Raw genomic sequence first — 13,114 nt, 5'->3', positions numbered from 1 at the left:
CACACTAAAAAATAAAATGATTAAAATTTTTATAGGTAATTATATTAAAAATTAAACATTTGTATAAAAACTTCTTTTGAAGATAGTCAATGTAAAGTTTTTTTAAGTTTAGAGTTTATTATATTAGCAACTTCTTGATAATAATTTCTTGAATAAATACTTAAATCAATTCCTTTGGAAAATCAATGTCTAAAATCACGAATTGCTCTTTCAACTTTGGGTTTTTGTGTTGGAGTTCCAGCATCACAAAAATATACTTTAGCATTTGTTATTTTTTCAATTTTTTCTCAATCAGCAAATTCTTTGCCTTGATCTGTTATTATTCCTTTGCATCTATCTTTAAAAAATCTGTTAGAAAAAATTCGTTTTAATGCGTTTGTAACTTCTTTTGTTGTTTTTTCTTTTAATGGTTCAATGATTTTAAATTGCGTTAATTCTTCGATTAAAACTAAACAAACACTATTGTTTTTACCAACCATAGTGTCCATTTGAAATCAACCAAATTCATTTTTATCATGTTTTGCTTCTTCAATAGTTCTAAAATTTCTTATTTTTCCACGGTTATCAATTCTATTTTTTGTTTTATATTTTCTACCATGAAAATACAAATTATCTTTCTTGAAATTTAAAAATCCCAAATGAATATATTTATATAAAGTTTTAAAACATACCGGAAATTTAATACCAAACTCTTTTTCATATTTTTTACAGATTTGTTCTGGTGAATCATGAAATTTGTTATATTTTTCATCTAGTCATTCTAAAATATTTAGCAATAATGATGATTTTTTAAAACATTTTTGTCGTTTTTGTAAATAATCTTCGTGTGCTAATTTAGCGTCATATTCATTATCTTTTAACCTTTTTATTTCTTGTCTAATTGTATTGCGATTTTTATGCAATATTTTTGCTATTTTAGATATATTCGATTTACCATTTTTTCTTTTTAAAGAATCAAGTTCTAATAAATCTTTTAACATTACTCTTTCTTTAAAAGTAAAATGATGCTTTGTTTTATCCATTTTAAAAAATCCTTTCTTTTATATACAAAGCTAATTATATAGTTTTTTGAGGTTTTGGGCGAGCGGTTGATTTTCTTAAATTTTTGTGATAAAATGACTTACAAGTTAAAAAAGATTTTGAGGTTCTTTCAAACAAATTTGGGAACCTTTATAAAATTCTTCGCTTAACGCTTAGAATTTTTCCCAAGTATTTTGAAAAGCGCGGCAAAAGTTTTTTTAAACTTTAAGGCATTTTTCACAAACTTATGAAAATTCCGCGAGCCCAGATTTAGTACAATATAATCAAAATAATAACCATTATAATTCATCTCCTTTCTAAAATATATTTAAAAGCGCTTGTATATATATATATATATATATATAATGTCAATAGATCTTGATAAAAAGTTTCAAGATTAAAGAAAGGAAATTATACAAAATGAAAAAACTTTTAAGTTTATTAAGTGTATTAATTATTAGTGGAACTGCTGTCCCAACAACAATTGCCGCTAGTCCTTATCAAAAAGAAGAAAATATAATTAGTGATATTAGTTATTTACAAACAAATAATTTAAAAAATTTAAATAGAGTTAAAAGACAAGAAATAACATATCCAATATTAGAAGATGTGTTAATTGATTTAAGAAAAACTAGCATGAAAAAACCAATGCAATTTCAAACAACTAATGCATGATGTGTTATTGCAGTTTTAAAAAATATATTTGATAATAATATTCTTAATAATAAAGATCTTAAAGAAATGGAACAAGAAGAAATTATAAGTTTTTTTTCAGACATTATTGATGGGGGTGTTTCGTTATCAAATGTAATTGAATTATTTAACACAAACCCGATAATTAAGGAAAGTTTGGGATATAATTTAAAGGAAATTGATTTAACTCGATTATTTTGAAATAGATTAAATGATATAGAAAAAAGAATGTGGATAAGATATTTAATATGGGAATCTCTTTCTAGACAATCTCCTGTTATGTTTGGTGGTTTTTTTGAATTAGAACATTATGGCCGAATATTTAATAACTCTTCTCATTCTGCATTAATTGTTGGAATCAAACCAAATAAAGAAAATATACTTGAAGATATTTATTATGTTAGAGATCCATGAAGAGACAGTGAAGGTGAATTTATTCCAGATCAAACTACAGAAATTTCAATTACGGGGGAAAAAATTTTTAATATTTTATTTAATCAAATAGAAAACGGTGAATTATTAATACATGAAGATGTTTTTCAATTATTTTATGAAAAAGCTATTAGTATTTTTTCATCAATTTGAGAAATGGCAGAACCAGAACTAATGGCAGCTATAGTATAATAGAATTAAAATATGAAAAAGATATTAAGTATTTTGGTAACAACCATCTTAATGGTAACAAGCACAACCAGTTTAGTTGCTTGTAATAGTAATACACCACAAGAAAAAGAATATACAACTGAAGAATTAACAAAATTAAAAGAAAAAAACAAAATAAATACTGATAACCAAGAAATTAAAAACAACTTAGAATGAATGGTACCACAAGAAAAACCGTTTAATGAAGTTGATAATAAATATTATTTTGTTGTGTGAAAGGGCAAAACAGAATGATATATAACAAAGTTTCTTAATAATGAAAAAAAAAATCAACATGGCAGAAAAGTATTAAAAGAAGAAGACGGATATGAGATTGGTTTATATCGTTATAGTAATTTTAAATATGAAGTTGATTTATTTAATTATGAACCATCTAAAATGACAAACTGACCTTGAAGAATTGACAAAGGAACTTATTTTAAATCTGTTTATCGTTGAAATGGTGATGAACAAAATTTACCTGATTTAGTTGTTAATAATGATGGTAATATAAAAGTTAATTAATAATAAAAAGTCATTTTAATAAATGACTTTTTATATTTCTAATGTAATTAATGATAGTTTTTCATTGTTTTTATTAAATAATTCTAAATTATTAATATTAATTTCTTCTTTTATGGGTGGATAAAAAAATATTATATTATTTGATTTTTTTAAAAAATCAGCAACCGCAATATTTGAATATGATTTTTCATCTTCAACACCATTTTTTCAAAGATATCAGACTTCATCTTCTATTAACTGAAGATATGTATTTCTATCTTTACCACTAACTTTGGTTCCAATAGGACAACTTTTAATTAATTTTAAATTTATATCTTTTCCTTCAATAGTTTTTTCATTTGATTTATCAACATAAATATTTATATCATAATTTCCATAACCCCATATACCAGATATTTCAATTTCATTTAAATTAAATAGTTTTGGATGCTTATCAAAAGTTATTTTAATATTATCTACAACTAATTTTTTAGTTATTCCCCCTCAATCTGCCTTAGAATAAAGCAATTTATATCATTGTGAAAAATAATTTAAATAATCTTCTATTTTTTGATTAGAAACAATTAAATTGGTTAAATACTTACCATATTCGCCATCTGATAATTTAATTTCTGCCGGAATAAGAGAAGGAATGTTATTAGTTTCTAATTCATTTGTTATGGATAATCAATTAAAATAGTTTGCTTCTAATTGATAAATGGAGTTTTCTGAAATATCTTTATTTTTTATAATTGCTTTAATTTCATCATTTTTGTTGTTATTATTCTGATGTTTTAAATTTCATTCTATAATTTGTCCTGTTGTTGGGTCAATACTTGGTATATTTGGTTCACCCTTTATTTCACAACGATAAACAGATTTAAAATAAGTTCCTTTGTCAATTCTTCAAGGTCAGTTTGTCATTTTAGATGGTTCATAATTAAATAAATCAACTTCATATTTAAAATTACTATAACGATATAAACCAATCTCATATCCGTCTTCTTCTTTTAATACTTTTCTGCCATGTTGATTTATTTTTTCATTATTAAGAAACTTTGTTATATATCATTCTGTTTTGCCCTTTCACACAACAAAATAATATTTATTATCAACTTCATTAAACGGTTTACCATCTGCATAAACTTTTTCTCAATAATTTAATGGCGATGGTGGAATTGGACCACCATAAAAATTAAAATACAATGAATTTAACTCAATTATACATTTTTTAAATTTTCAATAATTTTCATCTTTTTTATCAGGTTCAGGTATTGATAATAATTCAAAATAATAGGGGGCAATTAACTTAATATCATCATTATAGCCTTTATTAATTGCATATTTGCTATATGTATAATTTGAAAGCATATAAATAATTTGTTTAAATATTTTTATAACTTTATCATTAATAAGAGTTGGGTTTTTGAATTTTCATTCTTCAAATAGACCATCAATAACATCTTCGGGTTTTTGTCCTTCGAATTTTTGGCGTAATTCAGCCGCTTTATTGGTAGGATTTCCTTTTTCATCGTATTTTGCCCCTTGAAATTTTCGATCATAATTATAACGATATGTTAAAAAATTTAATAAAACTTTTTCTAAACCATTTTTATTTATTAAACCTAAAATATCAGCACCTTGAATATAGTTTTTAGCGATACTTCATGGCAAAAAACTTTCCGTAAATCAATATTGAAATATTCGTACATTAGGGTTGGTTTCTATTGGCATTGATAGTAAAGGTACTAAACTAGCATTTTCAACTATTGATGAAGGATAAGAATAAACACCATTAATATTACCTCAACATTTAATATTTCCAAATAACATTGATTTAGGATATTTAATCTCAATTCCAGTAAATACTGTATCTTCTGGCAATGATTTTTGTAATACTAAATGAATACTATTTTGGTTTTTCCATTTAAAATCAGTTATTTTAACTAAATGCATAGATTTAATAATATCAACACCATCGGGTGTATAAGGTCGTTTGTATTCTTCAATAATATAACATTCATTTTTATTATCTTCACTAATTGGCTCATTAATAGATACTATTTTTAAGTCATAGGATTCTAAAAATTCTTTGTCTTGTTTTGAAATATCATTAATTAAAATATCTTTTTCATCAATCATTACATAACTTGTGCTATTATCTTGGACTGTGGTATTTTGTTGAATTTGTAATTTAAAATTAAAATCACTGATTTCATAACCAATAATCTTAATATATTCATCTTTATCAATAAAACCAATTTTAACGCTATTTTGAGAGTAATTTAAGATTGGTTTTTGCTTTATCTTAACAAGATTATTAATTTTATAAATATATAAGGTTCTAGCACGGTCTTCAGTAAATAATTGTTCTAAATCAGGGTCGCTGTACTGCGATTGACTAGCAAAATCTAATGGAATACTATCAATTGAATAGTCAATTGGTTCATCATTTTCTGCTAATTGTGCTAACATTTTTTCAGATGGTTTTAACATTATTCTTGTTCTCCTTCTTCATTAGGTATATTGATAATAGTTTCGTTGTTTTTTAATTGTCTGTTTAAAGTAGCATTTACTGGTAAGCGAACATCAACAATTAACTCGTCAATATTTTTAATATTGAATGTTCTATTGTTTAAAATAGCATTATCATATTTAATTAACTTAATAATAAATTCAGTTAATTTAATTTCTCTAATATATATCATTTGTTCGTATGATGCGTTTGTTTGAATATTAACTCCCGCAACTTCCGCCTGAGTTTGTTGGGCTCCCTTAGCGATTGCGGGAACATGATGGCGATTTATTTTATAGTAATTTGTTAATAATCAATCATATATTTTAGTTAATTGCTCACCTTTAAAATTACCCGCAATATAGTCTACTGGTTGAAAATTACTATCAGGGTCTCCTTCAACTAATAACAAGTCATTTTCAATAAATGATGCCAGCATTTTACTAATTTCTTGGTCAACTACACCAGTCACGCCGTTAGTATTAATAGTAAATTTACCACTATTTAATAATGGATCTAACATTATCTTTTCGGCAATAATATCTAAAATACTAGCAAATTGTTTACCATAACGAGCAGAATGCTCAAAATTAGGGTTATTAGGAATAATTTGAATTGGAATAAAATTAAGTGGTAATATTTCTTCTCTTTGTAAAGTTGTATAGTTATTTCATTTTGCATCATCAATATATAAATCGGTAATAGTACTATATAATCGTGTTTTTAACTTTCTAATAACTTTAACTTGTTTAGTTACAGCATCAATCTCTAATTTTTCAGTAATAAAAATACTCTGGTCATTTTTAATATAAGGGTCATAATCAAAAGTGCAAGATACTAAATTACCTAATTCATCATACTGGTCATTGTAAAAATCAATAGTAATAAAATTAAGTTTTGAATTATTAGCAAAAATAAAATATGCACCTTTACCATTCTTATTAATTTTATATTCGTTATATCAATTCTTATTGGTAAAGTCCTGCATTTTTAAAAAGCTATTAATTAATTTAGTATCTATTTTTTGATTAGTAAGTGGATTATAAATGCTAATTTCTAAATCTCGCGGATTTAAAAAATTAGCATTATCTTCACAAATTCTTTTTTCTAAAATCTCATTATGTTTTTGAACAGTAACATTTTTACGATTAGTAATCGTTGATGCTAAATTAAGATAATAACTATCAATATCATATTCTTTTTTTAATTTCTTTTTTGCTGGCAACAATCCCATTTATAACACCTCTTTATTTTGTTTCTTCTTTTTTAATAACATCTTCAATACTATCTTGTTTTTGTTGTTTGTTATGAGTTTTGATAAATCTAATAGTTTCAATAATTAAAACTATAATTCCTGCTCCAATAAGCATTGCTGAAACAATAACATATGCTGGTCAAGAAATACCTAATGTTTTTTCTCCTATAAAACAAATAATAATTCCTGCGATAAAAAACAATGATGAAACTCCAAAGATTTTCAAAAACATAATTACATCTTTAATATTTACTTTTGGCATAAAATCATCTCCTTTCTAACTTACTTTTTTTCTTTCAATATATAATTTAGTCATTTTAGCAGCAGCATTTTTTGAATATATTATAATTTTTCCATTATTTCTTAATTGTGCAATTTGATTTTCATTACCAGTAGTTGTTATTCCACTTGATATATTTCCTGTAAATCCTTTATAAGTTGATAAATAAAAACTATTTAAAAATTGATTATCAACTCATACTTTATATTTATATTTATTTTTATCTCAATCTTTTATTTGATATTCACTAACATTAGGAGTTCAATCAGTAATATCTACAATTTCTCAATCACTACTTTTAATTTGATAATGTTCATTAATATATTTTGTAGTTGGTAATGTGTCATCAGTTATTTTTAATTCTGATGTTGTACTTTTTTTAATAATTTCAAAGTTAGCAGTTATATCATTATTTTTAAATGAAGGGTCTCAAATTTCTAATTCACCTGTTTTTTGATTAAATGAAGCATTCGCTTTACCACTTTGAGTAGGCATTAATTTAATTCCAATTTGTCGTGTTCTCATATAATTAACAAACTCACCGCCACTAGTTGGATCATCAATTGCTAATTCATCATTGTAACCGTTTGTTACAGATATTTTACCTTTATTATTACCACCCTCAGTAATAACAAAATCATTATGATTTAATGTTTTCATTATAGAATCTGGATTAATAATATTAGCAGTATTAGATTTTCAAACTTTATTAGTTTTATCATAAAAAATAGTATCATTATCAAAGGGAACATTTATTTCATTATTGTTATTTTTAACAATAGTTTTATTGTCAATCTTAGTTTTTTCTTTTTCTATTAAAGCATCAACTTCTAATTGAGTATAATATGCTTCTAAATCAATCGTTGTTAAATCAATACCTTCTTCTTGAAAAGTACGAAACATTTTCTTTAAAGTTGTTAAATTAGCCAATGATTTTGCATAGGTAGGCAATAGACCTTGTCAAGTAATCATAGGGTCATTTTGCGATGAATAATTAATATCACCAACACTCATATTTGCCGAAGTAAAAAATTCAATTGGAATGCGGTTAAATGTTCAATGCTCAATCGTAATAAACACCATATTAATACAAATTTTCTTTAATAATGGATCTTTAAATGTTTCAAACTTTAGTTTTGAAAATGGATAGTTTAAGTAAGAATTAATCATATTTTGGGCTCTTAAAGCAAATGTTTTAAATCATAATTCTACATCACCTTTAAAAAACTTATTATAACGAACTGGAACTTGTGTAATTTTACCTGTCATTGGAATAAAATTATTATAATTTTCCAAAGTAACATTTTGTCATAATTCATTTAACATTTAATCATCTCCTTATCATTTACTTTTTTTAGAATATATTTTCTTTAATATAAATTTTTTACTATTTAGTAATGTTTTTGTTTTAATTGTTTTGTTTAAATCTTGTTTTGTTCTGAGTTGTTTATATGCTTGAAATACTAGTCCATTACCTAACAAACTAGTAACCGCACTATCTTCTAGCGTATTTAACAATTTATATTTATTAAAGTTATTTTTAAATTGTTCTTGCATTTTTAATATCTTAGCAATTGTCCGATATATTTTAAAACTATCTTTTACTACTCGCCGATAAACAAGTGGGGCAAAAGAAACTAAATTAAACAAACTTGTTTTTTTAAATCCCCAACCAATAAACCATTCACTGTTCATATAGAATTTAAACGGTTCAGGAGCTAAAACAAACTGTTCTGCTTTGATTAAAGTTGTCATAACGACAATAGGGGCATATTTAGGATTTTTATAATATATTGTTAAAGCAACTTCACCCGCAACTGATAATGGAACAATTTTTACTGCTAAAAAAACATCAGAACCATAAGCAAAAGGTAATAATTGACCTTTTTTAATAGCCTTAGTTTCAAATTTAGATAATATTTTTTTAGTTTTATCAGTAATTTTACTAATTACTTTTTGTTTAATAGTAATTATTTGTTTTTCAATTGGGGCTAATAATTTTTTAGTTACTTTTTGAATATAAAAATTTGGGTTTAAATGATTTAAAATTTTATTTAATTTAATTGGTGTTTGATGAAAAATATTTAATAATTTATTATTATATATTTTACTGCTCCGCATTAAATTAGCATTTAATATTAGGTTTTTACCAACACCTTTTTTATGAAGATTAGTCATTATGTTATATCACTCATTAGTATTAATTTTGCTTATTTTATCAATATTTAATCCATATTCAGACAATCATTTATTAGCATTTATTTCATTTATGCGTGGTATTTTTTGAACTAATGTAGGACTTATTTTTTGAATATTTTTTTCAATTTTTAATAAATTATTAATTGTTTCTAATTTAGAAACTTTAAAACCATTATAAAAATCATTTCGGGCTAATTTTCCAATTGTATATAATAAAGTTTCATTATTAGCTTGTTTTGTAAAATCAAATATTAATTTATCAGATAAAATCTTTTTACCTCTAACTTGTCTTACAACATCTTCTAAATTATTAGCAGTTATTACACCTAATTTTTCAAGTAGTTTAGTTTCTTTCGCTAATTTTAAAATTCTAGTTGTGCGAGCAGCACGCGTTAATTTTCCAATACCACCAATTGCTGGTAGCAAATTTAAGGCAGTACTTTTTACTGTCACTTCTGATGTTAATTTATCGTATATTTGATTTACGGCAAAATCGGTTGCTGTTTCTACTCCAAATGAGATAAATGCTGCGGCAAAATTAGATAATCCCGCACCAAGACCAACAGCCGAAGCAATACCACCAGTTAAAACTGATAAACCAAGTGCTAAAACTTGAATTCCTAAAAATTCTAATAACTGTAAACCAAAATTTTTTTCTTGTTGTTGGATTGACAATCTAGTTGGATTTTTTTTAACAGCATAAATAAGGGCTGTTTTAGATGTTCCAATTGGCATATATATCAAACGAAAAAGTACTATTTTTTAGTACTATTAAGAATTTTTAATTTTAACATCAATCGGATTTGTTTGACCAGTAGCGTTGTTTTTACCTTCAATTTGAACTTCAACAGTTTTATCATTTGTAATATTAATTGGTCAGTCTTCACCTTTACTTTCAATAAAGTAATCAAAATCACTTTCAGTTAAAGAACTATTTACTGCTTTTACTGCTTTTAAAACAACATCTTTAAATTGTGATTTTAACTGTTCGGCTGTTGCTTTTGTTGGGTCTGTAACATGAATATTTGGTTTATCTATTTTATTAATTTTACTAATATCAATTTTTGAAACAATATGTTTAATAATTCCCTTAGGTTCAACTACTGCCCCACCTAAATATAAAACTCTTTCCATAATCAAAGTATTACCCATTCCAGTACCCAATGCAGCTGCACCAACTCTTAATGGAGTATGGTCTTTTTTGCGTAAGATAAGAGGGTCATATTTTTTACTAAATTTAAAGGCAATTGCATTAACACCATCTGGTAATAGAGTAATTGTTCCTTCTGAACCATCTTTATTAATAATTGGTAATTTTTTAGGAACCATATAATATGTTGTTCCTTCAACAGTTTTCATTGCTCCGCTTGTTTCAATTACATTGTTTATTTGGTCATTTGCTCCAAGTTGTAACTGTAATTTATTACGAATTCCACGAATAAAATCAGCCGAACCCAAGACAACTGTTTCTGATGGGGTAAATCCATTTTCATATATTTTATCCATAATTTCATCGTGAATTTGTAAAGCATTAGTATCATCTGCTTTTTGGCCTTGAATGGTTGTAACTACTCCTTTATTAATAATTTCTAAAATTTTATTACGTTTATAAGCAACCTCAGTATCCATTGCTTGTTCAATATCAGCAGCCCAAAGATTAGGGTTAAAATCACTTTCTACAGGGTCTAATTTACGAGCAAAAGTTAAAATTGTATCTAATTCAACAATTCCATCATCAAATTCTACTTCTGAATAATTTAATAATTTATCATCAGTATTAAATACTTTCCCATCTTTACCAGAACCTTCATTATATTTAATATTTTTCTTTCTTTTATATGCTAAACTAAATTTACTTGCATCTTTTCATGCAAATAATGCTTCTCAACTAAATTTTTGTTGATAAGTTTGTAAATATCATTGTTCAAATGTTTCTCGATCTCGTTTTGTTGCTTGATTAGCAATATCTCCGAAAATTCTTTGTGGGTTTTGTGCCATAATTTACTTCCTTCCTTCTATTTATTAAATACATTGTCTGTATCTAAAATATTGTTTTCTTTGTTTTCTACTTTTGGTACGCCACCAGTATTAACTGTTTGTACCTTAATTAATTCATCATAAACACTTTGCAATTGTGTTTTAATGATTTCAATATCATCAGTAATATCATAAGATTTTAATAAAACATTTTTAAAATCTTCATTATCAGTTAAAGAATTAATAAAGTCAATTACTTCAATTTGTTTTAATTGAATTGTTTGTTGTTCAATTTGTGAAGTTAATTCAGTATTTTTTGTTTGTAGTTCGTTGATTTGCTGATTACTATTTTCTAAATTAATTGCATTAAATTCTTCAACTTCAGCAGTATTTTCTAAAATAATTTCAGCAGTTTTAATATCTAAACTACCATCTTCATTTTTAATAGGTTCACTATTTTCATTAATAAGAACATATTTTACATTTTTTAATGCCATTGTTTTTCCTCCTATTTTTTAATATTTGTATTTGTTCTTTTTCTAATCGCTTTTTGTATAATTTCAAAACTGTCTACTCTAAAAGACAAAAAATAGCGTTTAGTTTTTATATTTAACTGATTAAATACTGAGCCTTTAATTTTTATCTCATCATCTTTTTTTAATTTCAAAAACTCAGTTAAAATAGATGGGTTATATATTGATAATGTTGAGTAATTTAATCCTTCTCACTGACATTTAGCCGAACAAGCATCAACTTCAACACCACCAGCAACCAGTGTCTTAATCTTAGTTTTAATCGGATTTTCATGTAATCTAACAGTTAATTCTAACTTATTAACTTTTTTATTTTTTATTTTAGGTTTATTAGTTATTGATTTTTTAGGTAAATTACTTTTTGTTTGTGCCATTTTTATCAACTCCTTTTGCTAAAAAATACTGTAAATGTTTTCAAGCATCGTGTTCGTGCTCTGACATTTTAATATTTCCTTTATAAATATAATTTTTCTTAATGACTGGTGATTGTAAAATATATTTTAAATTAAATAGATATTTGCATAAAACTTTTAAACCACCAATAAATTTAGGAGTAGATAATGGATTTTTTATTTTTAAACCCTTATGAAGTTGATAATCTTCAATTATTACAATAACTTTATTTAAATAAGAACAAATTTTATTTTTAAACTCATTTAATATTAAATACATATTATTTATTGCTTCTTCTTCATTTTTGGAATTAAAAGTAATATTATTAATTATTTTCTTTTGCAAAACATGATAAATAATAATACCAGTTTGTCCAATTCCAGCAGGGTCAATTGCAATAATATATTTTAATTTATTTGTTTTATTTTTTTGTCAATTTGTAATATTTTTCATCCATCGGATGCTAAATCTAAAATATCGTTAATTTTATAATATTGCATATATGAAACAATAACATCTCACTTGTCTTTAAATAAATTTAAGTACATTTTGGCTCATTCTAAACATTGCAAATCATAATGCTTTTTATGATGTGAAATACGACAATTAATAGGTTGACAATTAACTCAATCAAATGATGTTGTTATTTCATTTCAAGTTTTATTAATATATTTACTTTTATATTCTGTCATTTATCTATACTCCTTAATTCTTTTTATTTGTTGCTCAAATTTCATCATTAATATCATTTACTGTTACCAGATAAGCTCGTATCATTAATTCTTGTAATTTATTTTTAATTTTTTTATTTCATTTTTTCATCAAATATTTTCCTTTCTGTAAAAAAACATAATATTCCTTTATTGGTTAATATTTTGATATTTAGTAAATAATTTATTTTAATATTTAATTACTTCGCCGCCCGCTCCACTTTGAAGGTGAGCGGGGGCGGATAGGATATTTTGATAGAGTTTACCCCCATACGGAAATAAACAAAAAACAGTTTACCCAGTTATTAATTACGCTTCATCCATCCCTACACAACTTTATATAAAGAAAATAACCTTTTGGAGTTCCAACCCTCTTGTTTTTTTAGTGTCCGA

Annotated in this window: 13 protein-coding genes; 2 read left to right on the top strand and 11 right to left on the bottom strand. The window is 24.8% G+C overall.

Features of this window, described 5'->3' with window-relative positions:
• Positions 1–44: 44 nt before the first annotated feature.
• Entirely contained in the window at positions 45–1,022 is a 978-nt protein-coding gene (locus ACZ91P_RS09385) for an IS30 family transposase (RefSeq protein WP_465155362.1), read from the bottom strand.
• Positions 1,023–1,440: 418 nt separating this feature from the next.
• Between ACZ91P_RS09385 and ACZ91P_RS09380 the strand changes: the two genes are divergently transcribed.
• Positions 1,441–2,337: a hypothetical protein gene (locus ACZ91P_RS09380; RefSeq protein ID WP_465155360.1), complete on the top strand. Its 897-nt coding sequence runs from the start codon at positions 1,441–1,443 to the stop codon at positions 2,335–2,337.
• Positions 2,338–2,349: 12 nt separating this feature from the next.
• Positions 2,350–2,880 carry a hypothetical protein gene (locus tag ACZ91P_RS09375; protein WP_465155358.1) on the top strand — a complete coding sequence of 177 codons (531 nt, stop codon included), beginning with the start codon at positions 2,350–2,352 and terminating at the stop codon, positions 2,878–2,880.
• Positions 2,881–2,910: 30 nt separating this feature from the next.
• On the opposite strand, the gene ACZ91P_RS09370 is transcribed toward ACZ91P_RS09375, so the two are convergent.
• The 10 genes from ACZ91P_RS09370 to ACZ91P_RS09325 are packed head-to-tail and all read right to left on the bottom strand — an operon-like array spanning position 2,911 to position 12,703.
• Positions 2,911–5,355, bottom strand: coding sequence for a hypothetical protein (locus ACZ91P_RS09370; protein ID WP_465155356.1), 2,445 nt, complete (start codon positions 5,353–5,355; stop codon positions 2,911–2,913).
• Positions 5,355–6,608 carry a hypothetical protein gene (locus tag ACZ91P_RS09365; RefSeq protein ID WP_465155354.1) on the bottom strand — a complete coding sequence of 418 codons (1,254 nt, stop codon included), beginning with the start codon at positions 6,606–6,608 and terminating at the stop codon, positions 5,355–5,357. The genes ACZ91P_RS09370 and ACZ91P_RS09365 overlap by 1 nt, the downstream gene beginning before the upstream one ends.
• A 13-nt stretch (positions 6,609–6,621) precedes the next feature.
• On the bottom strand, positions 6,622–6,891 hold the full coding sequence (locus ACZ91P_RS09360) for a hypothetical protein (RefSeq protein ID WP_465155352.1): 270 nt from the start codon (positions 6,889–6,891) through the stop codon (positions 6,622–6,624).
• 15 nt (positions 6,892–6,906) lie between these two features.
• Positions 6,907–8,235: a hypothetical protein gene (locus ACZ91P_RS09355; protein WP_465155349.1), complete on the bottom strand. Its 1,329-nt coding sequence runs from the start codon at positions 8,233–8,235 to the stop codon at positions 6,907–6,909.
• A 12-nt stretch (positions 8,236–8,247) separates the two neighbouring features.
• On the bottom strand, positions 8,248–9,843 hold the full coding sequence (locus ACZ91P_RS09350; RefSeq protein ID WP_465155347.1) for a hypothetical protein: 1,596 nt from the start codon (positions 9,841–9,843) through the stop codon (positions 8,248–8,250).
• 36 nt (positions 9,844–9,879) lie between these two features.
• On the bottom strand, positions 9,880–11,106 hold the full coding sequence (locus ACZ91P_RS09345; protein ID WP_338992628.1) for a hypothetical protein: 1,227 nt from the start codon (positions 11,104–11,106) through the stop codon (positions 9,880–9,882).
• Positions 11,107–11,123: 17 nt separating this feature from the next.
• Positions 11,124–11,582, bottom strand: coding sequence for a hypothetical protein (locus tag ACZ91P_RS09340; RefSeq protein WP_465155345.1), 459 nt, complete (start codon positions 11,580–11,582; stop codon positions 11,124–11,126).
• 11 nt (positions 11,583–11,593) lie between these two features.
• Positions 11,594–11,992: a hypothetical protein gene (locus ACZ91P_RS09335; RefSeq protein WP_465155343.1), complete on the bottom strand. Its 399-nt coding sequence runs from the start codon at positions 11,990–11,992 to the stop codon at positions 11,594–11,596.
• Positions 11,973–12,464, bottom strand: a complete 492-nt coding sequence (locus ACZ91P_RS09330; protein WP_465155341.1) for a hypothetical protein — start codon at positions 12,462–12,464, stop codon at positions 11,973–11,975. The genes ACZ91P_RS09335 and ACZ91P_RS09330 overlap by 20 nt, the downstream gene beginning before the upstream one ends.
• Positions 12,419–12,703, bottom strand: coding sequence for a hypothetical protein (locus tag ACZ91P_RS09325; protein WP_338988664.1), 285 nt, complete (start codon positions 12,701–12,703; stop codon positions 12,419–12,421). Before ACZ91P_RS09325 ends, ACZ91P_RS09330 begins: the two co-directional genes overlap by 46 nt.
• Positions 12,704–13,114 lie beyond the last annotated feature (411 nt).

Source organism: Spiroplasma endosymbiont of Halictus nicosiae, assembly GCF_978018445.1.
The sequence above is the reverse complement of the archived record's forward strand: the minus strand, read 5'-3'. Positions and strand labels throughout refer to the sequence as shown.